Source organism: Microbacterium sp. AC145, assembly GCF_979258505.1.
In genome coordinates this window covers 1719919-1746083 of record NZ_OZ409859.1, presented here as the reverse complement: position 1 = coordinate 1746083, position 26165 = coordinate 1719919, and the positions used below count along the sequence as shown (strand labels likewise).

Below are 26165 nucleotides of genomic sequence, written 5' to 3'. Positions count from 1 at the left end.
GATGAGCAGAACTCACGATTCGCACATGCTGCGACGGGCGTCAGCCCGAATGCCAGGTCTCTAGCCGAGCGAGAGACCTGGCATCTGTTCGTTCGCACCGCCCTCGCTCGCCGGGCGGAGCCATCGCCTACCCTGAGGGCTGTGCGCATCCGGCCGATCGACCTCGTCGATGTCTTCGTCTATCTCGTCGTTCTCGGACTCTTCGTCCAGTTCTTCCCCGAGGTGATCGCTGAATCCTTCGTCCTGTCGCTCCTGACCGCTGTGCTCCTCAAGATCGTGCTCGAGGTGGTGACGCTGATGAAGAAGCGGATCGTCGCCCGCATCCGCGACGCCCGCTCGCTCTGGGTGCGCGTCGTGAACATCGCATCGCTCCTCGTGCTCATGCCGGGCAGCAAGTTCGCGGTGCTGGAGCTCGTCGACCTGCTCTTCGGCGAGGCGGTGCACCTCGGCGGATTCTTCGCGGTCACGGGGCTGATCATCGTGCTGATGCTGGTCAGGGGCGGAGTGCGGATGGTCTTCGCGGCGCGCAGCGGCGAAGACTCCTCTGGGCGGCCGTAGCCCCTCACCTACGACAGCGGCGGGTGAGAGCGTGAACGCTCCCACCCGCCGCGGTCGTGCGGTCGGTCGATCTCGACGGTCAGCCTGCCGCGGGGGCCAGCTCGTTCGGAGTGACCTCCAACTCTGCGCTGGCGATCACCTCGCCCGTCGTCAGGTCCACAGCATGCACACTGTTCGCCGCGGGCTCCGTCACGTACGCGATGTCGCCGGCGACGACGATCGCGGGGTGCGGGTCCTGCCACTCGGCCGGGCTCTCCCACGGGTCGACCACCGGGAAGTTCTCGGTGATCTCACCGGTCTGCGGGTCGAGCACGTGGATCGATCCGTCGGACGCGAGGATGTACGCGAGGTCCTCCGGGCCGCGCACCACATCGCGGAAGGTGTACTCGACGCCGGCGGGCAGATCGACGACCTCGTAGGTCTTCGCCTCGGTGTCGATGAGGGTCACCGCGCTCAGCAGGTAGCCCTCGGCGTCCACGTCGTTCTTGTAGTCACCGACGATGATGGGGCTGGTCTCACTGACCCAGGCGTTGCCCATGCGTCCGTAGGGCTGGTCGGGGGCGTCGAGCTTGGTGATCTCTCCGTCGGAGTAGAGGAGAGCTCCGTTCTCGCAGCCGAAGACCACGGTCTCGTTCGCGGCCGTGCCCTCACCGTGCACACCGGGGCACTGGTCGGATGCGGCGATCTCGGCGCCGTCGGCATCCTGCACCACGATGCCGTTGCGTCCGTCCGCGTTGCCGACAGTCGTCAGGAACGTGCCGTCTTCGAGCAGCACGGAGACGCCGTGATGGGCCTCGACGCCGTCGACGGTGCGAGTCACGGGCAGACCGTCGGCGTTGGCGAGATCGGCCGTGTCGAAGATCGTGGTGTCGCTCGTGCCGTCGGCGTAGAGGATCGTCTTGCCGCCGTGACGCACGACGTGACCGGGAGTGTCTGCGGCGAAGACGACGTCGGTGAGCGCCGCGTCGTCGGTGGAGCCCGCGGCGGTGTCGAGTACCTGGAAGCCCTCGCTCATGGTCACCATGACGTGGCGGTCGTCGCCCGCCGGGTTGAGCCGGGTGAACGGCTCGGACTCGAAGTCGTCCACCGTCTCGAGCGTCTCGCCGTCGAGCACCAGGATGCCGCCGTCATAGGCGACCGCCAGGCGGGGTCCGGCTGCCTGAGCAGGAGTCTCGCCCTCGCTCGTCGGCGTGCTCGTCGACGAGGAGCACGAGGCCAGGGCGACGACTGCTCCGACGGCGAGCGCTCCCATGGCCGCTCGTCGCAAAGAGGATGTCTTCATACTGTGTTTCCTTCTTCTTGAGGGAGGTCTCAGCTGGTGAGACCGGAGGTGATGCGCTCGGTGTTGGCGCGCATCATGGTCAGGTAATCGGGAGCGCCGCCGTCTTCTTCGGTCAGCGACTCGGTGAAGAGTTCGATCACCTCGACGTGCACATCGGCCTCTGCGGCCAGCGCCTGGACGAGGCGGTCTGGGGAGGACGATTCGGCGAAGATCGCCGAGACTCCCGTCTGCTCGACCGCGTCGACGAGGTCGGCCAGGTCGGATGCCGAGGGGGCAGCGAGCGTGGTTCCACCGGGGATCACGGCGCCCACGATCGTGAAGTCGAAGCGCTGAGCGAGGTAGCCGAACACGTGATGGTTGGTGACCAGTGCCCGGCGAGAGTCCGGGATGCTCTCGAATGCGGCGGACATCTCGCCGTCGAGCGACTCGAGCTCACCGCGATAGTCTTCCGCGCTCGTCGAGAGCCTGGAGGCGTCGATCCCGTCGATCTCGGCCAGGGCGGGTTCGAGCGCGTCGACGACGTCGGTCATCCGTGCGGGATCGGTCCAGAAGTGCGAGTCCGGCATCCCTGCGGCGTCGCCCGCGCTGTAGTCGAGGACGTCGATCGCGTCTCCGGCGGTGAACAGCGGGACTGCACTGGCTGCTGCGGCATCGAGATGCTGCTGCAGCCCTTCTTCGAGTCCGAGACCGTTCGAGACGATGAGGTCGGCCTCGCGCAGGGTGGCCGCCTCCTGTGCGGAGATCTCGAAGGAGTGCGGATCCGCGTTCGGCTTCATGAGCGTCACCACCTGCGCCTGGTCGCCGACGATCTCGTCGACGACGTCGCCGAGGATGTTCGTGGAGACGACGATGAGAGGACGGTCGTCTGTGGGGGGCGCGCAGGCGGCGAGGGGCAGCGCGGCGAGACCGAGCACGGCTGGGGCGGTCAGGAGGCGAGTGAGCCGCATGGGTCAGCGTCCTGTCTCGGCGATGAAGGCCGGTTCGGTGGCGGTGTCGAAGGTGCGGGCGATGCGTGCCCCGTCGGCGTAGTCGATCTCGTACAGTCGTCGCTCGGCCGGGGCGCTGAGGTACGCGCGGTGCTGGTCGGCGATGAGCGTCGGTGCAGCACCTGCCGACAGGGATCCGGCGACCAGCGGAGCGGTCTCGGCGAGCAGAGATCCGTCGGCAGCGTCGAGCACCAGCATCCGGCCGTCCTGGGCGAGAGCGAGCAGATGCCCGGTCTCGTCATCGACAGCAGTGACCTGCGCCAAGGGCGTGGGAGCCGTCAGCAGAGTCCATGCGCGCTCCCGAGTGTCGAGCAGGCGGATGTCGGTGGGCCCAGCGAGGGCTGCGACAGTGGGGCGACCTTCTCGGTTGTCGAAGGTCGAGATCGCCGCGGGTGCTGCACCGTCTGGAAAGGGGATGCTCTCGATGCTCAGATCGCCACCGTCGACGTGCGCGAGCAGTGCGCCGTCGGCACAGCCGATGACGGCACCCACGCGGGTCGTGATGGTTCCCGCGGGGTCGACGCACGGGTGCTCGATGCCTACCGCTTCACCGTCGGAGTCGTAGGCGGCGATCGTGGTCACGGCTCCGGCGTCGGCGTCGGACACGAGCGCGAACGATCCGACGGGTACGACAAGCCCATCGTGCGGTTCGCGTTCGAGTCGGAAGAGCTCGCGGATCTCGCCCTTCGACAGAGCCTCGGTGTCGAGCAGCACGGCGTCACCCGACGTGGCGAACGAGATGCCGGTGCCACCGGTCGTAGAGCTGTTCGTCGTGGTGATCGAGGCCGGTCCCTCGCCGCTGACCGCGCCGAGCAAACCCGGTTCGGCACGGTAGTAGTGGAAGTGGTCGACGTGATCCCACGTCCAGACACCGCTGTCGACGATCTCGACCCCGCCGCCGGTGTCGGCGAAGAGGTATCGCCCGTCGGTCGCCACCGCCGAGGGCGGCGTCACCTCGCCGATCTCTGTCACGCTCTCGTCGAGCAGATCCAGGTGGGTCACCAGCCCCTCCGGGTCGATGGTCGTGAGGCCGAGCTGGGGCTCGGCGAGCTCTTCGGCGCCGGCGACCGCGCCGTGTCCCGCTTCTCCTGTCGCGGAGGCCTGCCCGGCCGTCGGTTCAGCGGTCGGCTGGCCCGCGCAGGACGCGAGTGTGAGAGCGAGAGCGCCGAGCAGGGCGACAGCGGTGATGCGGGAGTGCACAGGGGCCTTTCGGATCGAACTGGGGGAGAGGTGCGCGGTCATCGCGACAGGGCGGGCTCGGCGGCATGGGTCGCCGGACGGATGCCGTCGATCGCGGCGCGCGTCGACCACGATGCTCCGGCGAGCACGATGGCCGCGGCAGCGACGGATGCCCCGGCGGCGGTCGCGAGGTACCACGAGGCGAGCAGGCCGAGCGCCACCGCGGTGATGCCGAAGACGCAGGCGAGCAGCATCCGGCTCGGGATGCGAGTCGTCCAGTGGCCCGCGGCGACGGCCGGGGCGAGCAGAAGCCCGACCACGAGCATCGATCCCACCGCCTGATACGACGCGACGACGGCGAGGGTGACCAGTCCGACGAGCGCGGCCTGAGCGAGTCGTGGGCGCAGGCCCAGCACGGAGGCGATGCGGGTGTCGAGAGCCAGCGCGACGAATGACCGGTGGCAGATGATCGCCACCGCGACGCCGATCGCGGCGGCGGCGGCCAAGAGCACCAGGTCGCTCGTGGTGATGGCCAGGATGTCGCCGAAGAGGATGGCCGTCGCGTCGGTGGCGAAGCTGCCCGAATGCGAGATGACGATGACCCCGAGGGCCAGCATCGAGACGAAGAGCAGGCCGATGCTGGTGTCGTACGACAGCTTGGCGCGGCGTTGCAGGGCACCGATGCCCACGCTCATCGCGATCGCGCTCAGTGCGCCGCCGGCGAGGACCGGCAGCCCTGTCACCGTGGCGAGCGCCACGCCGGGGAGCATGCCGTGGGCGAGCGCTTCGCCGAGAAAGGCCATGCCGCGGATGACCACCCAGGTGCCGACGACTCCGCACAGCACCGCGACGAGTGCACCGCCGATGAACCCGCGCTGGACGAAGTCGAGCGCGAAGGGTGCCAGGGGAGCGGAGAGCGTGGAGGTCACGTCACCGACCCTAGAGGTTTTTGATAATGATTATCAAACTCGTAAAGTGAGAGCCATGAATCCACCGTCTACGGCCGCGACGACGACCGCCCGCCTGTCGCAGATCCATGTCGCCTTCGACGGGCGCGATGTGCTGTGTGGTGTGGACCTGCGTCTTTCAGCGCGTGAGCTGGTGGTGATCGCGGGGCCGAACGGAGCCGGCAAGTCGACGCTTCTAGAAGTGGTGGCGGGCACGCGTGAGCCGAGGGCGGGGGAGCGATCGGTCGCCGGCGCGGTCGCCTTCGTTCCGCAGAGAACCTCGATCCCGGAGCGTCTTCCGGTGACGGTGCGCGATGTCGTCAGCGTGGGGGCGTGGGGGCGCCTCGGCTGGTGGCGTCGCGTGGATGCCGTCGCGCGAGATCTCATCGACCGAGCGATGGCGCGGACGGGTGTCGCAGCACTCGAATCGGCTCCGTTCGCGACCCTCTCGGGTGGGCAGCAGCAACGCGCGCTGCTCGCGCAGGGGCTCGCGCGGGGCGCCGACCTTCTTCTGCTCGACGAGCCGACGACAGGCTTGGATGCCGAGAGTGCTCTGCGCATCCGTGAGGTTCTGCGCGACGAGGTGGACCGCGGCGTCGCCGTCGCCTGCGTCTCGCATGACACGGCGTTGCTGGGAGACGCCGACCGCATCGTTCGTCTGAGCGAGGGGCGTGTGATGGCCGATCTCGACCCGCCGGAGCTTTTTGCTAGCTAAGCTAGTAGTCATGGAACGATACGAACGTCTTCGCTGGGTGGGACTGGTCTTCATCAGCATCGCCGTCTCGTTGATCATCGTCGACTCGACGATCGTCAACGTCGCGATCCCGGCGATCGTCGACGATCTCGGCATCACCTCGACCGAGGTGCAGTGGGTGCAGGAGTCGTACACGCTGGTGTTCGCCGCGTTGCTGCTGGTGTTCGGCACGCTCGCCGACAGGTTCGGTCGACGCCGTGTCATGGTCATCGGCGTCGTCGTGTTCGCTGCCTCGTCGGTCCTCGCTGCGCTCTCGCCTGACGGAGGGATGCTCATCCTCTCGCGTCTCGCGCAGGGCGTCGGAGGCGCGATGATCCTGCCCACCACGCTGTCGATCATCAACGCGACGTTCCGCGGTCGCGAACGCGGCATCGCCTTCGCGGTGTGGGGCTCGACGATCGGAGGCATGGCTGCGGTCGGTCCGCTGCTCGGAGGCTGGCTGACCACGGCGTTCTCGTGGCGATGGGCGTTCGGCATCAACATCCCGCTCGGGATCATCATCGTGATCGGCGTTCTGCTGACGGTGGCCGAATCGCGCAGCGACCGCACGTCGAAGATCGACGGCGTGGGGGCGATCCTCTCCGTCGTGACCATGGGCAGCCTCGTCTTCGGCCTGATCGAGGGACGCACCTACGGGTGGTGGCTGGTCGAGCAGCGTCCGCAGATCGGTGACTGGACCTGGCCGTTCGACCTGTCGCCCATCCCGTTCGCGTTCGCCCTCGCGCTTCTGGCGCTCGTCGCGTTCATCGTGTGGGGCGTGCACCGCGAGCGGCGGGGCCGCTCGACGCTCCTCGCGCTGCGGCTGTTCTCGATCCCCTCCTTCCGCAACGGCAACATCGCAGCGACCGTGGTGTCGCTCGGTGAGTTCGGCATCATCCTCGCGCTGCCCCTGTGGCTGCAGTTCGTGCTCGGCTTCGACGCGCTCCAGACGGGTCTGCTGCTTCTCGCGCTCGCCGGCGGCTCGTTCGTCGCCAGCGGTGCGGCGGGCGCCGCGAGCGGCAAGATCGCTCCGGTGTGGGTCGTGCGCGCGGGTCTCATCGCCGAGATCATCGGGGTCGCTGGCGTCGGGCTCGTCATCGCTCCGGATGCCTCATGGGTGCCCCTCATCCCGTTCCTGTTCGTCTATGGACTCGGCGTCGGACTCGCGACCGCCCAGCTCACCGGGGTCGTACTGGCCGACGTTCCGGTGTCCGACAGCGGTGCGGCCTCCGGCACGCAGTCGACGTCGCGCCAGCTGGGTGCCGCGCTCGGCGTCGCAGTGCTCGGAACCGTGCTCTTCACGAGCACCGCGGGCATCCTCGCGTCGTCGTTGGATGCTCGCGGGCTGCCCGCCGATCAGCGAGACCAGATCGTGTCGTCCGTGGTCGACAGCGCGGGTGCGGCGATCAGCGGACTCGAGGCTCAGCCCGAGACGGCCGACATCGCAGACGATGCGAAGGCGGCGTTCTCCGACGGCACGCGCTTCGCGGCCTGGACGGCCGCGGGATTCCTCTCGCTCGGACTGCTGTCTACGATCTCGCTGGGGTCGGGGAACCGGCGGCGGGACACGGATGTGTCCGAAGGTGATCTCCGCTGAGCTTCGGAGGAGTGCATTCCTGATAAGTAGCTTCCCGGGAATGCAATCGACGGGGTGCGCGTTGACCATGTCATGGACTTCTTCGACGCACTCGTCCGGTACGAGACCGACCTCTGGAACGCCGCGGAGCGCGACATCAAGCGCGAGACCGGCATGGGTCTCGGAACGCTGCAGGCGCTGCGGGTGATCGCGCGGCACTCGCCCGCAGCGCGGGTGAACGAACTGAGTCGTGACCTCGGGATCACGATCGGCGCGGCGAGCAAGTTCGTCGACAGGCTCGAGCGCGACGGACTGGCGGCACGAGCACCGCATCCGGAGGACCGACGCTCGTCGCTCCTCTCGCTCACAGGGGCGGGGGAGCGGGCGAGGAGCGAGGGCGAGGGCACTCTCGTCCGCTCTCTGGACAGGGCCATCGGTGATGAGGACCTCACGGCGGCGACGAAACTCCTCACGCGACTCCAGGCGCGGATCGCAGAGGGAGACGTGTCATGAGCGACACCATGCGAGCGGTGGTCGTCGAGAATCCCGGCGGTCCGGAGGCCCTCGAGTTCCGTGACGTTCCCGTGCCTACGCCCACGAGCGGCGAGGTGCTGATCAGGGTGAAGGCGTTCGGTTTGAACCGCTCCGAGCTGCATTTCCGCGGTGGGGCCGCGTACAGCGGCAGCTTCCCGCGCATCCCCGGCATCGAGGCGACCGGCGTCGTGGTGGAAGCGCCGGGAGGCGAGTTCGCGCCCGGAACGCTGGTCATGACGATGATGGGCGGCATGGGACGGGAGTTCGACGGGGGTTACGCCGAGCACGTCCTGGTGCCGGCCGCGCAGGTGATCCCGTTCCGCAGCGAGCTGCCGTGGGAGCAGTTGGGAGCGGTGCCCGAGATGCTGCAGACCGCGAACGGCTCTCTCCAGGTCGGTCTGCAGGCGCAGCCCGGACAGACGGTGCTCATCCGCGGCGGCACGTCGTCGGTCGGGCTCGCCGCCGCCGTGCTCGCGAAGCTGCGTGGACTCACGGTGATCGCCACCACCCGCCGCGAGCAGGCACGGCCCCTGCTCGAATCCATCGGCGTCGATCACATCGTCATCGACGACGGCGAAGTGGCCTCCCTGGTGCGAGAGCTGGTGCCCGGCGGCGTCGACGGGGCAGTCGAGCTGGTCGGCGTCAACGTCATGCGAGACACTCTCCGGGCCGTGCGCACGGGAGGCACCGTGTGCTTCACCGGGATGCTGTCGGACGACTGGACCATCCCGGAGTTCTATCCGATGGACTGGCTTCCCAATGGGGTGCGGCTCACGGCGTACTCGGGCGAGGCCTCCGACCTCGATGCGCAGGTGCTGCAGGACTATCTCGACGCGGTGGCCGCGGGCTTGGCCCGGATCCCGGTGGGTCACGTCTACGCGATGGACGAGATCGTACAGGCGCACCGCGACATGGAGGCCGGCGTCGTCGGGGGCAAGGGCGTGGTGCTGACATGATCGGCTCGCTCGAGATCGCTCAGGCCCGGGTGCTCGCGGCCCGCGCCGCTGAGCGATCGGAGCAGACGCCACTGGACGTCGATGCGCGGCAGGACGAGACTGAATCCGGTGTCGCAGGAGACGTCACACGAGAAGAGGAGCTGTCATGACCTACCGCGTCGGATACTTCGTCGGAAGTCTCTCGTCCACCTCGATCAACCGCGTCCTCGCGACGGCGCTGATCGGTCTGGCGCCGGACGACCTGGAGTTCTTCGAGATCCCGATCTGAGATCTCCCGCTCTACAGCCAGGACTACGACGCGGACTACCCGCCGGTCGCGGTCGCGCTGAAAGAGGCCATCGACTCGGCGGATGCGGTCCTGTTCGTCACACCGGAGTACAACCGATCGATCCCGGGCGGACTCAAGAACGCGATCGACTGGGCATCTCGTCCGTGGGGGCAGAATTCGTTCGACCACATTCCCGCGGCCGTGATCGGCGCGTCCGTCGGTGCGATCGGCACGGCGGTCGCACAGCAGAGCCTGCGCGGTGTCCTGAGCTTCTGCAATGCCCGGCAGATGACGGCGCCTGAGGCGTACATACAGTTCTCGACCGATACCTTCGCCGATGACGGCACCGTGAAGAATGCGGGTACTGCCACATTCCTGCGGGACTACATGGCGGAATTCCGCGACCACGTCGAACGAGTCCTCACCGTTCTGCCGCGCTCGACCGAGAGCTGAGCACCGTCCGTTCGGGCGGAGTCACGGAGCTCCAGCGAGACCCTTCCGCCGGTTCCGGAACGCGCACCGTCGAGCATGTCACCCCGTGAGGGTGAGGGCGTCCTGTCGACTTCCTCGGGATCTTCCTACGCTGGCGCCATCCGCGCAGGCTCAGGGGGGCATCCATATGCAACGGCGACGACGGTTTCTCGCAGGGCTCACGGTGCTCGCGCTGGCCGCGGCATCCTTGGTCTTCGGGGCCGCGCCCGCCTTCGCCGTGGCGGCTTTCTCGATCCAGAAGACGGCTGTCGAGGCCGGACCCTTCGGACCCGGCGACACGGTGACGTACCAGATCACGGTCAACTGCTCATCGGTGAATGATCCCGGCTGCCTGAACACCGTGCTCAGCGACGACCTGCCCGAGCCGCTCCTGTTCAATCCGGCCATCGAGAATCCGGTCTCGGTGCAGATCAATCCGCCCGCCGGGCAGCCCGCGGGCGACTACGACCTCCAGGTCGACGCCGCAGGGAACAGCTTCACCCTCACTCCGGGGCTCGATCTCGCGGCCGATCCGATCGTCTGGCCCGCGGGGTACAGCATGACCGTGACCGTCAACGCGATCGTGGATCCGGCGATCGACGGCACATGGGACGGCGCGACCGTGACGAACACCGCCACCGCGGTCGCCGACAATGCGCCGGCGACACCGGCGACCGCGGATGTCGTGCTCGCCGTCGACACGACACTCGAGTCGAGCATCGACAAGACGGTCGCGCCGACGAGCACGCTTCCCGCGGTTCCCGGGCAGGTGGTCGATTGGACGGTCACTCCGGGGAACGCCTCCAACCAGAACGTCGACACCATCGTCATCCAGGACCCGGTCGCACCGCCCGGCGAGTTCGGCGGCTATCTCGATGTGACCGGCTACGACGTCACACCACCCGACGGGACCGAGGCGACGACGACCGAGTACTTCGTCGACGATGCATGGACGACGACAGCGCCGGATCCGATCAGTGAGTCCGGCGGTGTCCGCGTGACCTTCACCGGTACGTTCGCGCCCGGGGCGACGGGTGAGGTCGTGGTCCACACCGTCACGAACGACGCCGTCACCTCGATTCCGGACGACACCGACGTGACGATCGTGAACGACGCGTCGTCGACGGTCGCCAACGCCGGAGAATCCAGCGACCCCACGATCGACTCTGCGGAGATCGTGATCGCCCAGCGCCTGCCCGACGTGACGATCGAGAAGTCGTTCAGCGACAACACCCTCGTCAGCGGCCAGAGCGCCAGTGCCAGCATCGTCGCCACCGTCGGATCCCAGAACGTCCAGACGCTCACGGTCACTGAGCCGACCGCGGGAACCTCGACGTTCTCAGAGCAGGGGTTGCAGTTCGACGGGTTCGGGGATGTGGAATGGCCCGTCGCCGCGACCGCTGCCGAGATCACCTACCAGTACAGTGACTGCGCCGCCAGTACGGAGTCGACGAGCACCCCCGACACCCTCCCCGAGCCCACCGAGGGGTGCACGGTCGAGGGATTCACCATCGTGTACTCGGCCGAGGGCGACGCGATCGTCGCCGGTTCATACGCGGCGATCCCCATCGACATCACGGCGCTCGCGACCGACGAGCCGGTGGCGAGCACCAATGCGGTCGACACCGCCGCCGAGAACAGCGGCGGTCAGACCGGCATCGATGACGCTTCGGCGCCGTTCACGATCGACCCCCTCGCGCTCGACACCTCGGTGACGAAATCCATCACCCCGGCCACGGTCTGGGGAGTGCCGGGAACGGATGCGGATGTCACCCTCACGGGCAACGTCACGCCCGAATCCACGACGGGATCCGAACGGCTCGTCATCTCGGACCCCGCGTTCCCGCAGATCGAGTCGGCGTTCTGGAACTCCTTCACAGCCACCGAGATCACCGACACCGACATCCCCGCGTGCACGACCCTCACGGTTCGCTATTGGCAGGAACCCGGCGGACCGTGGACGGACTTCCCCGACGCGACGGAGGTGCCGGGTCCGGAATCCCTGTGGTCATATGAGATCCCTGCCGATCTCCAGGACGACATCGGCGGCATCCAGCTCGAGTACCTGCCGATGGACGCAGAGGGTTGCCCGGACCTGCTTCCTCCCGGTTTCACGGTGGCCTCGCACATCGGCGTCGAGGTGACCGACACGCAGGACGAGGCGACGACGTTCACCAACACCGCGCAGTCGCTCGTCGACAACCCGGATGCGGGGGAGAGAAGACCGCAGACGCATCCGATCAGGTGGACGTTCTGCCCATCGACGGCGGGGATGGCCCGGACTTCCTCGACAAGCTGTGGCTGCAGGACGACGTCCCCGCGCTGTCGGGCGAGCAGCGCACGGCGCGGCTTCTGTGGTCGACCGAGGGGGTGAATGTCAGCAGCATGACGCTCACCGACATCGACGAGACAGCGGATCCGGCCGATACGGCGCAGTCGGTCTACGACGCCTGGGACCTCGTCGCCATCGATCCGATCACGACGGCGACCGACCCGCTGATCGCGGGCGACGTCGTCTCAGAGGTCTCCCTGTATCTGGACGGTGCGGGATGGGCCGACATCACGGCGGAGGCATGTGCACAAGGCTGCGAGGGGGAGTTCGGCGGCTACACGCTGAGCGGGGCGCAGAGCGCGGATGCGCTCGCTGTCAGGATCGTGATCTCGGAGGGGACTGACGGTGAAGGAGTCGGGTCCTCCTACGAACGACGCCCTCTCGACCTGCGGTTCCAGTTGCGCGACACGCTGCGCAGCGTTCCCTCCCAAGCCGTGCTGGGCAACTTCCACGACTACCCCTACAACACCGACGACGCAGGGCTCGTCGACAACACCGCCAGCGCCCGCGGCGTCAACGAGGCCACGGGAGTCGACAGCCTCGACGGAGCGAACGACACGATCCTGATCGTCGACCAGCCGATCAATGCAACCCTCACCAAGACCTTCGACCAAGACCAGCTGGGCCTGCCCGCAGTGGACCCACCGGCCGACCCCGACGACTATCCGCTGATCAGCGCGACCCTGGTGGCGACGAACATCTCCGCCGCTCGCGTGTCCGGCATGGTGATCGAGGACCCGACCGCGGGAGAAGCGCTTGCGGACACCGCATTCGACACTCTCGATCTTCACGACATCGATGAGATCGGGCTCCCGGCCGGTATCTCCGAAGCCGAGACGACCGTCACTCTGACGCGCGGTGCGGGCTCGACGGAGTACACCTACGCCGAAGCCGTCGACGAGCTCGACGCAGCCGACCTCGCCGACGTGACCGGGCTCTCCGTCGCATTCCGCTCGGACGACGGCACCCCGGCGATTCCGACCGGCGCCTCGGGGCGACTCCTCGTGACCTGGCAGTTGCGTGACGTGCTGAGGTCGAATCCTGCTCAACCCGTCACCGTGACGCCTGCCGGCGAGTCGATCGTCAACGACGCTCACGTGCAGCTCGAGACTCCCGTGCTCGACGGCTGCGCCGACAACCAGTGCGGAACGGGCATCGCGGATGCCGCCGACGAGTTCGCGATCGTCGCAGCGAGCTACGCGATCGAGACCACCAAGACGATCACTCCCGAATCCGTCTATGAAGACGAATCGACCACGTACGTCACCGAGCTCGGGGGCCGCCCCGCAGGGACCGCGCGCACCACCTTCTTCGAGCTCACCGACAGCACACCGACCTTCTGGAACACGATGGACTTCGTCGGAGCGGAGATCGCGGTCCCCGCACCCGTGAACGAGGTGGCCATGGACGTGCTCGTCGACGACGACGGGGCACGTGATGTCGAGTATGCCGAGAATGTGGGCGTCCTGGTCGCGACCTGCAACGGCGCACCGGTGACCGATGCCTCTCCGTGCTGGGTGAGCGGTGACTGGGTCGCCTCTCCCACTCCCTCGACCGTGCAGTTCGACCCGCCGACAGGTATCGACGCCGACACGATCGTGGGCGTGCGTTTCAGCGCACGTCAGGTCGACGCAGACGGCGACGTCGTGCAGTGGGAGCGTCCCTTCAACCCGCAGCTCACGTTCTCGCTCACCACCGAGCGACGCGAGTTCCTGCGCAGCGATCCCGACATCCTCGTCTCGACCACCCGTCCCGATCTGCAGCCCAACCCTGGCGAGGCGGAGCTGGGTGTCATCAGCGACGATGTGCAGTCGTTCAGCACGGCTCAGTTCGGACCCGATCAGGCGTTCGAGCAGCAGGGCGAAGCATCCGATTCCACCGTCGTGCTGCATCGACCGAACACGGTCGAGGTCACCAAGACCCGCGGCTCGTCTGCCCTCGTGAGCGCCTCCGGCACGATTCCGTACGTCATCACGGTCGCAAACACCGGGCAGTGGGATATGACCGGCTTCGAGGTGGTCGACCAGATCGAGACGGATGCCGAGGGCTCGCTGCTCGTCGAACCCAGTCCGCCGGCGTATTCCTTCGTGCTCAGCGGGCCCGGTGCCCCGACCGAGGATCCCGGCTTCAGCGCTGCGCTGGACGAAAGCACCGGCCAGCTCACCATCTCGGCTCCCGATGACTTCGTGTTCGAGGCCGGGTGGACGTTGACGGTGACAGCGCCGCTGCGATTCCGCGACGACCTCACCCCGGACACGACCGTCGGCAACACGGTCACCGTCACCTCCGACCGCCTGTTCGAGACCTGCCAGGGCACGACGGTGGTCGACGGCGTGGATCTCTCGCCGAAGACCCCCGAGTCCGGCGTCGCGAGCTGCTCGGCCGATACCGAGGTCACGCCGCTTGCGAGCGCGGCGATCTCGGCGAAGAAGTATGTCAAGGGAACGGCGGCCGGTGATCCGGCCACGGCCGACGACGACCTCGGCGTGCTCAATGTCGAGGGCGACGCGGCGGCGTGCGACCCGACACTGCCTGGTGTGGTGGACGACGGCTACTATTCCTTCCCATGCGCCCCGGTGACGCGCCCCGGCGGGGAGGAGTCCTGGCGCATCGACTTCACGAACAACGGCAACACGAGCGCCCGAGTGGTGGCGGCGGTCGACACCCTGCCCACGGTCGGCGACCAGGGCGTGATCGTCGCGGCGGACCGCGGCTCACAGTTCCCGGTGACACTGTCGGGAACACTCGCCGCGAACTTCGCCTCCCTGCAGGACAGCGCGTATGCCACCTACGGCATCTACCTCTCGCCGGCTCAACTCAGCCAGTCCTGCAACGACAACGCGATCAAGGTGTTCACAGAGGATGCCGCCGCTGACCCCGCCTGTGACTTCGGGTGGACCCTCGCCGGTGACACCACGCCGCCCGAGACGCTGGCCGCCGCGCGCAGCGTGCTTCTCGTGCTGGAGTACGACAACCCGGAAGCGCTCTCACCCGCGCCTGGCCTGCGTCCCGGAGAGACGCTGCGCCTCACCTTCGAGACTCAGACGCCGTTCGTGCTGCCCGCAGCATCCGCCGTGCCGTCAGGTCTCCCGGTCGCCTACAACTCGTTCGCCACCGCATCCCGGTCGAATGCCACCGTGTCGCAGCCGGAGCGGCCTTCGCTCGTCGTCGAACCGCAGAAGGTCGGCGTCGCAGCGGCCACCGGCCAGCTGCTCCTGGCCAAAGACGTCCAGTCGCCTGGTTTCGCCACCGACATCGAGCTGCCGGCGAACTACCCGCTTCTCGTCACCTGCACCTCGGGCGGTGACGACGTCACTCTGCTGCGCGCCGACGGCAGCGATGCGAGTCGGCCGTCGGTCGACGCCGACGGCACCGTGCTCGAGTACAACAGCGAGACCGGACCCGTGAACCTGCCGCTCTTCTCGACCTGCACTGTCGCCGAAGACCCGCTGATCCCCGGGGTGACGGTCACGGTCGATCCCGCCGACGGCGTGACTGCCGATCGGGACTGGAGCGGCGAGCCGTCGATCTGGGATCCCTACAGCGGCGACCCCGAGCAGTCGGCCATCACCGTCGTCAACGAGTATGCCTCCGGCGGTTTCTCGGTCGTGAAGAGCGTCGACAACGGCGGCGCCACCGACGGGAACGGTGATCCCGTCGCGTACACCCGCACGTATTCGTTCGAGGCGAGCTGCATCTACCTCGACCAAGAGGCGATTCCTGCCCCCGATCGAGAGTTCACCCTTCAGGACGGGGAGACCCGCACCTTCTCCGACATCCCCGCCGGGGCCGAGTGCTCGGTGTCCGAGACCGACGCCGGTGGCGCGGCAGAGACCAGCATCGTCCTCACCGAAGACGGAGAGGCCGGCGACGAGGTCGTCGACGACGAGACGTCGTTCACGGTTCTCCCGTATGACGAGGGATCGTCTGCGGCGCTGACCGTCGTCACCGTCGAGAACACGTTCACCACCGGGGCCGTCGAGGTCACGAAGTTCGTCGAGGGAGCCGGGGGAGATCTGTGGGGAGGCGCGACCTTCACCGCCGAGATGGTGTGCACGCTCGATGGCGCGAGTCCGGACCCGGTGTACGCAAGTTCTGCGACCCTCAGCCGAGACGATCCCACCTGGCTGGTCGAGGATCTTCCCACCGGGGCCGAGTGCACCGTCACGGAGACCGCGAACGGTGGCGCCAACTCGAACACCGGTCCGGTCACGGTCGTCGTCGGAGACGACCCCACGACGCCGGTGCAGGCTGACGTCACGAACACGTTCACCGTCGGTGCGCTCGAAGTGCAGAAGGAACTCGACGGAATGCCGGCGATGGAGTTGGACCCGGCGACGCAGGATGACTACCAGGTCAGCCTCGCCTGCACTCGAGACGTCGACGGCGTCACGACGGACGTCGAGATTCCCGGTGGCGCGACTCGCACCATCTCCGGTGCCGGAAGCGCCCTCTACCAGGGGCTTCCGACCGGCGCCGCGTGCACGGTCTCCGAGCCGGATGCAGGGCACGCCACGGCGACCACGATCACTCCCGCGCAGCCGGTGATCATCGGCGAAGGGACCACACCCATCGAGGTGTCTGTCACCAACGAGTTCGAGAACGGCTCCGTGTCCATCGAGAAGACGGTGGACGCTCCCGACGGGTTCCCCGTGCCAGCCGAGTACACCGCGACGGTGTCGTGCGACTGGTTCGGCACCGCGGTGCCGTTGGTCGACGATGGGGCGGTCACGCTCGTCCCGGGGGCGGCCCCTGTCATCATCCCCGACGTCCCGGTCGGCTCTGTGTGCGCCGTCGCGGAAGACGACGCGGGCCAGACGGCCACCGTCGTGACTCCTGAGACCGTCACCGTGACGCAAGCGGATCAGGTGTTCGCACTCGCCGTCGAGAACTCGTACGAGTGGGCTTCGCTCGAGGTCGGCAAGATCGTCGAGTCGGACAGTCCGTTCGTGCCCACCGGTTTCGAGTTCGAGGTCGTGTGCACGTATCGGGGGGAGACCGTCGTCGACGACACATTCACGCTCGATGCAGGGCAGAGTGAAGTGATCTCGCCCATCCCCGCGCGATCGGAGTGCACGGTCACCGAGATCGATGACCGGGGGGCGGATGACACGATCACCGCTGCCGAGGTCACCGGAGTGGACGGGGAGCTGGCACCGCAGATCGACCAGGAGAACCGGACCGTGGTGATCCCCGAACTGCAGCCGGGAACAGACACCAGTGTCAACACCGTCACGTACACGAACCTCTACGACGCCACCGCGCTGCTGCTCGTGAAGGAGCTGGAGGGTGGGGGAGCCGAACAGTTCGGCGCTGACCAGACCTTCCCCTTCAGCGTCGACTGCCGGCTCGCCGGCGAGACGGTGCTCTCGGCCTCCGTGGAGCTCAACGCGGAGAACGGGTGGTCGACGCCGCTCACCGATGTGGTGCCGGGATCCGAGTGCACGATCACGGAGGACGATCTCGCGGGGGCGGATGCCGTCGTGATCGAGCCCAATGACGGCGAGGACACCTCGGTCGGCATCGGCGTGGTGCCGGTGACCGGCGGCCTCGTCACGGTGACGGCGACCAACTGGTATCTCACCGGCTCACTCGCGGTGACGAAGACCTTCGCGGGCGACGGAGCGGTGAAGTTCGGCACGGCGGAGTACGAGCTGCTGGTCACGTGCGTCCGCGACGGCGAGACGGTCGCCATTCCCGGCGGAGACGTGCGCACTGTCAGTGCTGGGTCGCCGACAGCACTGTGGGAGGCGCTGCCGACCGGGTCCGAGTGCCGCCTGACCGAAGTCGACGATGGCGGTGCCAGTTCGACGGAGATCCTGAACTCCGCGGGAGAGGTCGTCGCCGGCGATGGCGAGAGCTATTCCTTCACAGTGCGGACGGATCCGTCGATCCTGAGCGTCGAGGATCAACCGCAACCGGAGCTCGACGTGCAGAACACCTTCGACCTCGCGCAGGTCTCGGTGTCGAAGACGGTGGACGACGGAGGCGCGGTCGCGGCAGACGGCGACCCGGTGGAGTACGGGCCATTCGAAGTGATCCTCGAGTGTGTCTGGGACGAGCAGCAGGTGGAGGCCCTGGAGCCTATGACCCGGTCGATCACCGACGGAGAGACGGTCACCTGGACCGAACTCCCGCAGGGCGCTGAGTGCGCAGTCTCCGAGACGGATTCGGCGGACGCCGAATACACCACAGTCGTCGTGACGGAGGAGGGGCAGACCGGGGATGCCGTCACCGGCACGACAGCCGAATTCGCGCCACTGCCCGCCGTGGATTCGCCGGAGCAGACGTCTGTGGCGATCACCAACGTGTTCACCACGGGGGTGCTCAGCATCGCGAAGATCGTCGACGGGTCGGGCGCAGGCGGGGTCTCGCGACTGTTCCCGGTGCAGGTGACCTGCGTGCTCGTCGACGCCTCCCATCCGGACCCGGGCCTCGTCGTCTCCGACTCGACGTACGAGATCGGGGGTCCGAGCCGATCGACGGCACGGATCGAGGGTCTTCCGACCGGCAGCGATTGTGTGATCAGCGAGACGGACACCGGGGGAGCGACGGAGACCACTGTGGCGGTCGACGGTCAGCAGTCGGCCGGAGCGTCGAGCGCTGTCACGATCTCGAACGGGACCACCGGCATCGTCTTCACGAACACGTTCATCGCGCCTCTTCCTGCCACGGGAATCGACGTTCGGGCGACCTGGCTCGGGATCGGCGCCGGCATCGCCGTGCTCGGTGGGGGAATTCTGCTGCTCATTCGGGCGAAGCGGCGTCGTGTTGCCTGGGCACTCGACGGGTGACCTGCGGCGCAGAGCTCAGGCGGCGCTCTGGTCGGGTACGACGGCGGTCACGATCTCGTCGACGATCTGCGACACAGCGTCCTCGCCCAGCATCTCGGACATCGTGAGGTGGTCGAGAAGCAGGCCGCTCATCGCGAGGTAGAGCACGAGGGCGGTCGATCGGTCGCCGGGGAACCCGTTGTCGACGTGGTCCGAGGTCGCGACCGCGAGGTTGTCGGCGAATCGCGCTGTCACGATGGGTGCGACGCGCGGATTCCGGGTCGCCTCGAGCCGGAGTTCGAGCAGTGCGAGATGAGCAGACCGATCGGCGAGTGCCCTGTCGACGAGCCACAGCATGAGTTCGCGCTCGCTCGCACGCGTCGGCGGGGCCGCCATGCGCGCCGCCGCCTCGTCCGGATCCGGAGCGAGCCTGACGAAGACGTGCTCGGCGAGTTCGGCGAGCAGCTGATCGCGAGACGCGAAGTAGTTCGATGCGGTCCCCGCAGGCACCGCGGCTGTGCGGTCGACAGCGCCGAAGGTGAGTCCTCGGCCGCCTTCAGCGGCGATCACCTCGACTGCTGCATCCAGCAGACTTCGACGTCGTTCCGGGTTCCTGGTCATGGCGACTTCCCCTTTTCGAGTTTTACCACTACAACTATAGTTGTTGATGATTCATCTCGAACCCAAGGACCCATGAGAAACCTCACGTATTACATCTCGCTCTCCATCGACGGCTTCATCGCCGGTCCCGGCGACGAGGTCGATTTCTTCCCCGGCTCCGACGACTACATGGCGTGGATGGTCGGCGAGTACGGCGATGCGTTGCCCACGCATGCGCGGGCGCAGCTCGGCATCTCGGATGTTCCGCTCAGCCGCTTCGACACCATCGTGATGGGTCGTCGCACCTACGAGCCTGGCCTGCAGCTCGGCATCGAGTCGCCGTACTCACACCTCCGTCAGTTCGTCGTGTCGGCAAGTCTCGATCAGCTGGATCCGGCGGTGACGATGATCGCGAGCGACCCGGTCGCAGCCGTGCGTGCGCTGAAGCAGGAGGACTCGGTACTCGACATCTACCTCGCCGGCGGCGGCATCCTCGCGGGCCAGTTGCTCGACGAGATCGATCGTCTCGTCATCAAGCGCTACCCCGTCGTCGCAGGGGCCGGCATGACCGCGTTCGGCTCCGAGTTCCGCCCGACGGTGTTCGCGCTCGACGAGGTGCGCTCGTTCGACGGTGGCAACGTCGTGGAGTTCTACTCCAGGATTCCCGCGGCGACGGCCGCGGCATGAGCGCCTCCTTCGACATCCGCCACCTCGCCGGCGAATACGAGGTCGACCTCTTCAACAGCTTCCCGTACGCGCTGAACGACGAGATCGCCGACGATCTCGAGAAAGGACGACGACGCCTCGAGTGGACCTGGATCGCGATGAGCGACGAGCGCATCCTGGGCCGGCTCGCGCTCTGGAGCCCGCCTGGGGCGACGGATGCCACGCGACTCGACGTCTTCGACCTCGACGACCAGCTCTCCGACCACGAGCAGCGTGCGGTGGGTGAGGCCCTTCTCGACGCGGCGCAGCGTGAGGTGCTCGAAGGCCAGCCGACCGCGCCCGAGTTCGCCCGCTACCTGCCTGCCGACTGGCGCGACCGCCCAGCAGTGCGACGCGCGACCTAGACCGTCATCTCCGTTCTCGAAGCATCCGGTGCCCGATTCGTGGTCGAGCGGCTGCGCCTCCAGTGGCGGCCGGAGTCGGGAGCGGCCACGGCGGATCCACGACTGACCTTCCGTGGTTTCGAGGGAGAGCAGGAGGTGCTCGAGTTGACGACACGTGCCCTCAGCGGGACGCTCGACGCGCACAGTCGCGGCGAACTCGACCACGCATCACCGGGCGAAGTCGCTCGCGCCCAGTTCGATGCGGAGTTCGCGACGTACACGACCCCACGGGAGTGGTGGCAGGTGGCCGTAGACGAGTCAGGCGAGGCCGTCGGCTTCGTGTTCCCCGCGCGCAACTCGTACCACCACATCGTCGCGTACGTCGGCGTGCTGCCCGAGCATCGGGGCAGGGGATACATCGACGGCATCCTCGCCGAAGGTACACGCATCCTCGCCGAGGCCGGAGCTTCGCACATCCGGGCCTCGACCGACGTCGGCAATCTGCCCATGGCGAACGCGTTCTCGCGAGCGGGCTACGAGACCTTCCAGCGGCTGATCAACCTGGCGTGGGACTGAACGCCGGCATGGCGTGCGGCGCGACGCCTGCGACAGACGAAGTCAGTGCGTGTCCAGGTCGTGGATGAGTTCCTTCTCGTCCTCCTCCGACAGTGAGGTCTGAACGACGGTGCCGTTGTACGGCGCGAGGGCGGCCGCGAACTTGTCCTCGGTGAGCTTGATGGCATAGATCACGACGGCGGACTTTCCTGCGCTCACGGTCGACTTCACACGGTCGCGGAACTCGGCATCCAGGCCCGTCTTGTCGAGCCCGGCGAAGAGCGCGCCGAACAGGCCGCCGAAGATGAGGCCAGCGAACGGGACGAAGAAGAGGATGCCGATCAGTGCTCCGAACAGGGCGCCGCCAGCGGCGCCTGCGCCGATCTTGCCTGTCGTTCCGGGGTATTCGACCTTGGTCTTGCCATCCCCGTCGACCTTGACCAGGGCGAGGCCCGAGAGCTCCACGACGAGGTCGCTCTGCAGCTCCTGCACACGGTTGTACGCGGCCTCCGCGTCGGTCTCGGAGTCGTACGCGATGACGATGAGGTCAGCCATGAGTGTTCCTGCTTCCAATCGAAGGGCGCGCGACGCGTGAAGCACGCGCAGCGCGAGGTGATCGGTTCCAGGATGCTGCAGCTCGGTGCGCCGCGCGTCATGGCCTCACCTCCGCAGGGTGAACCGCGCCGCGCGCGCCAGGCCTCTGGATACGAGAAAAGCCGCCTGAAACCAGGCGGCTTTTCTCGTGCTTGGGGTTAGGCGTACAACCCGATGTGCCCCCGACTGGAATCGAACCAGCGACCTACGGTACCGGAAACCGGCGCTCTATCCACTGAGCTACGGAGGCGTACCGGTCGACAATATCACTGCTCGGCAGTGGTCTCCGACCCGGCCTCGGTCACGGGCGCGTCGCCGAGTTCGGCGAGTGCCGCGGCGACCTTCTCTGCGAGGTAGCGGTGGCCGTCGGTGGAGGGGTGCTTGCGACCGAGGTCGACGTCGATCACCGAGAGGTAGTTCTGCTCGGTGATCCAGTTCTGCGCGACAGGGGAGATGTACCACCATCCGCGCCCGGCGGCCAGCTCCGAGAGGTCCGCGTCGATACGAGCAGTCGCCACACCGACCGGGAGTTCGTGCGGGGCGGGACCGAGCACCACGATCGTGGCATCGGGGTACTTCGCCGACATCGCGTCCCAGGCGGCGGTCACTGCTTCTCGGTACCCGGCTTCGCCCTGCTCGCGGTCGTTGATCGATCCCTGCATGATGATGAGGTCGGGAGTGAGCGTCGGGTCGAGAGCCACGATCCGCTCGCCGAAAGTCGGCCCGTCGATGCCGGGTTTCAGATAGCCGCTGCCTCGCACGCCGTTCACGATCGTCTCGCCGTCGACAAGATCCGCCAGCACGTACGCGTAGCCCTCGGTGGGAACGGTCGCCGCGGAGCCGTACGTCCAGGAATCGCCGAAGACGAGCACGGTCGGGTGGTCCGGCAGCAGCAGGGGAGCGGGCGAGATCGCGACCGCATCCTCACCGTTCGATGCCGCTCCCACGGGTGCCGACGTGGGCTGTGGCGACCATGGCCGCCACACTCCGAGCGCCACGGCCACGAGAGCCAGGATCACGGCCACCGCGATGCCCGCGACGGGCAGGCGACGACGGGCGGCGGCGGGGGACATGGCATGACTGTAGATCACGAATCTCCTGACGCAAATTCCGGCACGGCACGAGCCGTAAACTGGGATGCCTATGAACCCTGAAACGCTCGCCGAAGCCCTTCTCGCCGTCCTCGCACCCATCGCCGAGGAACGACGTCCCGGCGAGCCGCTCGCCGTCGCCGCCTCCGACATCGTCTTGGAGCGTCCGCGCAACCGCGACCACGGCGACTGGGCCTCGAACATCGCGATGCGTCTCGCGAAGCCCTTCGGCACGAACCCCCGTGAGCTCGCACAGCAGATCGCCGACGGCCTCGCTCAGGTCGACGGCGTGCAGAGCGCCGAGGTCGCAGGGCCGGGATTCATCAACATCCGCCTAGACGCGGCCGCGGCGGGTGCGCTTGCGAAGGTCATCGTCGACGCCGGGGCGACGTACGGTCACAACGAGACCCAGGCCGGGCAGAGCATCAACATCGAGTTCGTGAGCGCGAACCCGACCGGTCCGCTGCACATCGGCCACACTCGCTGGGCGGCGCTGGGAGATGCGATCGCGCGAGTGCTCTCGGCATCGGGTGCGACCGTCGCCCGCGAGTACTACATCAACGACGCCGGTGTGCAGATGGAACGCTTCGCGAACTCCGTGCTCGCTGCGGCCAAGGGTGAGCCGACTCCCGAGGGGGGCTACGCAGGAAGCTACATCGGCGACCTCGCCGCCAGGGTGGTTGCCGCGCGCCCCGACCTTCTCGACCTTCCGCTGGCCGAGCAGGCACTGGTCGCACGTGAACTGGCCTACGAATTCCAGCTCGAGGAGCAGAAGCAGTCGCTCGCGAAGTTCAACGTCCATTTCGACGTGTGGTTCTCGGAGCGCGTCCTGCATGACAAGAACGACCAGGGCGTGAGCCTCGTCGATGAAGCCGTCGATCGCCTGCGCGAGCAGGGACACGTCTTCGACGACGAGGGTGCCGTCTGGGTGCGCACGACCGATTTCGGCGACGACAAGGACCGCGTGATCCGTCGCTCGAACGGCGAGTACACGTACTTCGCCGCCGACGCCGCGTACTACCTGAACAAGGGCGACCGCGGTTTCGAATACAAGCTGTACCTGCTGGGCGCCGACCACCACGGCTACGTGCACCGCCTCAAGGCGATCGCCGGTGCCGCAGGAGAAGACCCCGAGAAGAACGTCGAGGTGCTGATCGGCCAGCTGGTCTCGGTCGGCGGCGCTCGCCTGAGCAAGCGCGCGGGCAACATCATCGAGATGGACGACCTGCGCGAATGGCTCGGCACCGACGCGCTGCGCTACTCGCTCGAGCGCTCGCCCGCGGATTCTCCTCTGGCACTCGACCCCGAGCTGCTGCAGAAGCGCACGAACGACAACCCGGTGTTCTACGTGCAGTACGCTCACGCCCGCACGCACAACGTCGCACGCAACGCAGCGGAGTCCGGTGTGGACCGCTCGGAGTTCGCACCCGAGACTCTCACCCACGAGGCCGAGGCCGCGCTGCTCGGTGCTCTGCAGGAGTTCCCGCGCATCGTCGCCTTCGCGGCGGAGGTGCGCGAGCCGCACCGTGTGGCGCGCTATCTCGAGGAGCTGGCCGGCCTGTATCACCGCTGGTACGACAACTGCCGGGTGATCCCGCAGGGTGACGACCCGATCGAGACCGTGCACCGCACCCGCCTGTGGCTCAATGACGCCTCAGGCCAGGTCTTCCGCAACGGTCTCGACCTTCTGGGTGTCTCCGCTCCCGAGCGGATGTAGCGCGTCGACTGCCCGCGTGGGCGTAGGGCAGGATGGCACCATGAGCGACGACAACCCCACGCTGCCGTACCCGTCGGCCGATTCCGAGCATCCGACGCTTGTCGTCCCCGGCGATGACGGAAAAGCGGATGCTGCCTCGCCCGCGCCGCGCCGACGCCGGCGCTGGCCGTGGATCCTCGCGATCGTCGTCGTCGTGCTCGTCGGGCTCGTGGTCGCCGCGGAGTTCATCGCCAGAGCAGTGCTCCCGGGCACCGTCCGATCGATCGTGATCGAGCAGCTCGATCTCCCCGCCGACCAGCAGCTCGATGTCCAGACAGAGGGCATCCTCCTTCCGCAGCTCATCGGCGGGCGTCTCGACAGTCTGCAGCTCTCCACCGACTCGGTCACTCTTGAAGGACTCACCGGCGCGGTCGATGTGACGGCTGAGGGCGTGCCGCTGCGGGGCGGAGACCTCGACGGAGCGACCGGCACGATCCGTGTCGACGAGTCGCAGTTCACGACGCTGCTCGCAGACACCGATCTCCCCGTCGACACCGTCACTTTCGATGCCCCGAACGCCACGGTGTCCGGCTCGGTCAGCGTGCTGGGCGTCGCGATTCCGATCTCTCTCACCGTGGAGCCCGGCGTCGCAGACGGCGACCTCGAGCTCACTCCGGTGGGGCTCACGGTCGGGGGTCTCGAGATCGACGCCGAACAGGTCGGGTCCTCGCTCGGCGCGCTCGGCGCCAACCTCACCCAGACCCAGACGGTGTGCATCGCGGATCAGCTGCCGGCTGGGCTCTCGCTGACGGGCCTCAGGATCGACGGAAGCGTTGCCGCGATCGACGTCGACGTCGACGGCGCGATCGTCACCGACGAGAGCCTGCAGCAGCCCGGCGTCTGCCCGCAGAACTGACGATCAGTCGGCCTTCGGCTCGACTCCGCGCGCTGCGCGCTCAGCCTCCTGTGCGGTCCTGAGCGTCGCGGTGGCGAGCGCGACCTCGGCCTCGGCGCGCTGCACACGCCGCTGTTCGAAGGTCTTCGCGCCGAAGCGGGCATGCACACGATCGTGTCGTTCGTCTTCCGAGGTGACGATGTACGCGCACGCGACCAGCATGACCTGGGTCGACAGGTTGAGCCAGATGAGGAGCGCGAGCAGTGACGCGAACGACGCCAGCAGCGGGTTGCTGGTCGCGCCGCCGATGAAGAGACTCGACAGCTCCTGCAGCACCAGCAGGCCGATTCCGCCGATCAGCGCACCGGTCCACAGCGAACGTGCGGATGCCGAGACTCCGGACAGCAACCGGAAGACGCCGGCGATCAGCACGGTGTTGAGCGCCAGCACGACGAGGAGCGAGACGATCCGTACGCCCCACGTCGCGACGACCGAGTCCGCGTCGAGCCCGATCAGGCCCGTGATCCAGGTGATGCCGAGCCGTCCGACGAAGGTCACGGCGGCGGATGCGATGAAGAGCACTGCGACGCCGACCGCGAGCAGCAGATTGCGCAGCATGACCCAGATGAAGAGGATGTCATCCTGTGCCGTGCCGGAGATCACCCTCACCGCTGTGCGGAGAGAACCGACTGCGCTGAGCGCCGACCCCGCGAGCGCCACAGCCGAGACGATTCCGGCGATGGAAAGCGACAGCGGTACGCGGAGGTCGTCCGGGTCGATCACGCCGTCGTCGCCGATCAGGCCGGGGACGACGGACTGCACGGCGTCGATGATGGCGCGCCATGCCTCGGGATTGCCGGCCAGCCAGAGCGCCGCGATCGAGAACCCGAGAAGCACGCCTGCGAAGACGCTGAAGAGGGCCCGATAGGTGACGCTGTCGGCCAGCATGGGGCCACGTCGCTCGCTGTAGAGGAGTACGGCGCGAACGGGCCGGCGCTCGAGCGCCCAACGGATCGCCTTCGCGCTCACGCGCGCGACGAGGCCAGGCTGCTCGGTCTTCTGGGGCGCGGTGTCGGTGCTCATCGACATC

General features: G+C 67.6%; 21 protein-coding genes, 1 tRNA gene and 1 pseudogene. 14 read left to right on the top strand and 9 right to left on the bottom strand.

Features of this window, described 5'->3' with window-relative positions; translation table 11 throughout:
• Window positions 1–141: 141 nt before the first annotated feature.
• The gene (locus ACZZZN_RS08600; protein WP_463504741.1) at window positions 142–558 is read left to right on the top strand and encodes a hypothetical protein; all 417 of its coding nucleotides are present in this window, start codon (window positions 142–144) and stop codon (window positions 556–558) included.
• Window positions 559–637: 79 nt separating this feature from the next.
• On the opposite strand, the gene aztD is transcribed toward ACZZZN_RS08600, so the two are convergent.
• Genes aztD through aztB form a run of 4 tightly spaced genes read right to left on the bottom strand, consistent with a single transcriptional unit; the run spans window position 638 to window position 4934 of the window.
• Entirely contained in the window at window positions 638–1840 is a 1203-nt protein-coding gene (gene aztD / locus ACZZZN_RS08595; RefSeq protein ID WP_463504740.1) for a zinc metallochaperone AztD, read from the bottom strand.
• Between the two features lie 29 nt (window positions 1841–1869).
• Window positions 1870–2787: a zinc ABC transporter substrate-binding protein AztC gene (aztC, locus tag ACZZZN_RS08590; protein WP_463504739.1), complete on the bottom strand. Its 918-nt coding sequence runs from the start codon at window positions 2785–2787 to the stop codon at window positions 1870–1872.
• Between the two features lie 3 nt (window positions 2788–2790).
• A complete protein-coding gene (locus ACZZZN_RS08585) occupies window positions 2791–4068 on the bottom strand; it encodes an ABC transporter (RefSeq protein ID WP_463504738.1) in 1278 nt (425 codons plus the stop codon).
• Entirely contained in the window at window positions 4065–4934 is an 870-nt protein-coding gene (gene aztB / locus ACZZZN_RS08580) for a zinc ABC transporter permease AztB (protein WP_463504737.1), read from the bottom strand. The genes ACZZZN_RS08585 and aztB overlap by 4 nt, the downstream gene beginning before the upstream one ends.
• A 55-nt stretch (window positions 4935–4989) precedes the next feature.
• Here aztB and aztA point away from each other — a divergent pair, with 55 nt between their 5' ends.
• The 8 genes and pseudogenes from aztA (at window position 4990) to ACZZZN_RS08540 (ending at window position 18616) form a co-directional block, all read left to right on the top strand.
• Window positions 4990–5667 (top strand): zinc ABC transporter ATP-binding protein AztA, encoded by a 678-nt coding sequence (aztA, locus tag ACZZZN_RS08575; RefSeq protein ID WP_463504736.1) that lies wholly within the window; start codon window positions 4990–4992, stop codon window positions 5665–5667.
• 10 nt (window positions 5668–5677) lie between these two features.
• Complete coding sequence (locus ACZZZN_RS08570; protein ID WP_463504735.1) at window positions 5678–7282, top strand: MFS transporter; 1605 nt, start codon at window positions 5678–5680, stop codon at window positions 7280–7282.
• A gap of 54 nt (window positions 7283–7336) precedes the next feature.
• Complete coding sequence (locus ACZZZN_RS08565) at window positions 7337–7774, top strand: MarR family winged helix-turn-helix transcriptional regulator (RefSeq protein ID WP_463504734.1); 438 nt, start codon at window positions 7337–7339, stop codon at window positions 7772–7774.
• The gene (locus ACZZZN_RS08560) at window positions 7771–8751 is read left to right on the top strand and encodes a zinc-binding dehydrogenase (RefSeq protein WP_463504733.1); all 981 of its coding nucleotides are present in this window, start codon (window positions 7771–7773) and stop codon (window positions 8749–8751) included. Before ACZZZN_RS08565 ends, ACZZZN_RS08560 begins: the two co-directional genes overlap by 4 nt.
• Window positions 8748–8900, top strand: coding sequence for a hypothetical protein (locus ACZZZN_RS08555; protein ID WP_463504732.1), 153 nt, complete (start codon window positions 8748–8750; stop codon window positions 8898–8900). Before ACZZZN_RS08560 ends, ACZZZN_RS08555 begins: the two co-directional genes overlap by 4 nt.
• A pseudogene (locus tag ACZZZN_RS08550) lies at window positions 8897–9472 on the top strand (NADPH-dependent FMN reductase). Before ACZZZN_RS08555 ends, ACZZZN_RS08550 begins: the two are co-directional and overlap by 4 nt.
• Before the next feature lie 166 nt (window positions 9473–9638).
• Complete coding sequence (locus tag ACZZZN_RS08545) at window positions 9639–11864, top strand: COG1361 family protein (protein WP_463504731.1); 2226 nt, start codon at window positions 9639–9641, stop codon at window positions 11862–11864.
• Window positions 11865–11875: 11 nt separating this feature from the next.
• Window positions 11876–18616 (top strand): DUF5979 domain-containing protein, encoded by a 6741-nt coding sequence (locus tag ACZZZN_RS08540; protein WP_463506569.1) that lies wholly within the window; start codon window positions 11876–11878, stop codon window positions 18614–18616.
• A 15-nt stretch (window positions 18617–18631) separates the two neighbouring features.
• Here the strand turns inward: ACZZZN_RS08540 and ACZZZN_RS08535 are convergent, their stop codons facing one another.
• Window positions 18632–19216, bottom strand: a complete 585-nt coding sequence (locus ACZZZN_RS08535; protein WP_463504730.1) for a TetR/AcrR family transcriptional regulator — start codon at window positions 19214–19216, stop codon at window positions 18632–18634.
• A 72-nt stretch (window positions 19217–19288) separates the two neighbouring features.
• Here ACZZZN_RS08535 and ACZZZN_RS08530 point away from each other — a divergent pair, with 72 nt between their 5' ends.
• Genes ACZZZN_RS08530 through ACZZZN_RS08520 form a run of 3 tightly spaced genes read left to right on the top strand, consistent with a single transcriptional unit; the run spans window position 19289 to window position 20820 of the window.
• The gene (locus ACZZZN_RS08530; RefSeq protein WP_463504729.1) at window positions 19289–19882 is read left to right on the top strand and encodes a dihydrofolate reductase family protein; all 594 of its coding nucleotides are present in this window, start codon (window positions 19289–19291) and stop codon (window positions 19880–19882) included.
• Window positions 19879–20265, top strand: a complete 387-nt coding sequence (locus tag ACZZZN_RS08525; protein ID WP_463504728.1) for a hypothetical protein — start codon at window positions 19879–19881, stop codon at window positions 20263–20265. Before ACZZZN_RS08530 ends, ACZZZN_RS08525 begins: the two co-directional genes overlap by 4 nt.
• Before the next feature lie 39 nt (window positions 20266–20304).
• The gene (locus tag ACZZZN_RS08520) at window positions 20305–20820 is read left to right on the top strand and encodes an N-acetyltransferase family protein (protein ID WP_463504727.1); all 516 of its coding nucleotides are present in this window, start codon (window positions 20305–20307) and stop codon (window positions 20818–20820) included.
• Window positions 20821–20862: 42 nt separating this feature from the next.
• Here the strand turns inward: ACZZZN_RS08520 and ACZZZN_RS08515 are convergent, their stop codons facing one another.
• From ACZZZN_RS08515 to ACZZZN_RS08505, 3 genes are all read right to left on the bottom strand, one after another.
• Window positions 20863–21354 (bottom strand): DUF1269 domain-containing protein, encoded by a 492-nt coding sequence (locus ACZZZN_RS08515; protein WP_463504726.1) that lies wholly within the window; start codon window positions 21352–21354, stop codon window positions 20863–20865.
• Window positions 21355–21570: 216 nt separating this feature from the next.
• Window positions 21571–21643, bottom strand: a tRNA-Arg gene (locus ACZZZN_RS08510).
• Window positions 21644–21659: 16 nt separating this feature from the next.
• A complete protein-coding gene (locus tag ACZZZN_RS08505) occupies window positions 21660–22466 on the bottom strand; it encodes an SGNH/GDSL hydrolase family protein (RefSeq protein WP_463504725.1) in 807 nt (268 codons plus the stop codon).
• A 70-nt stretch (window positions 22467–22536) separates the two neighbouring features.
• On the opposite strand from ACZZZN_RS08505, the gene argS reads away from it, so the two are divergent.
• Entirely contained in the window at window positions 22537–24201 is a 1665-nt protein-coding gene (argS, locus tag ACZZZN_RS08500; protein WP_463504724.1) for an arginine--tRNA ligase, read from the top strand.
• Window positions 24202–24241: 40 nt separating this feature from the next.
• Window positions 24242–25096, top strand: a complete 855-nt coding sequence (locus ACZZZN_RS08495) for an LmeA family phospholipid-binding protein (protein WP_463504723.1) — start codon at window positions 24242–24244, stop codon at window positions 25094–25096.
• 3 nt (window positions 25097–25099) lie between these two features.
• Here the strand turns inward: ACZZZN_RS08495 and ACZZZN_RS08490 are convergent, their stop codons facing one another.
• A complete protein-coding gene (locus ACZZZN_RS08490; protein ID WP_463504722.1) occupies window positions 25100–26158 on the bottom strand; it encodes a YihY/virulence factor BrkB family protein in 1059 nt (352 codons plus the stop codon).
• Between the last annotated feature and the right edge of the window lie 7 nt (window positions 26159–26165).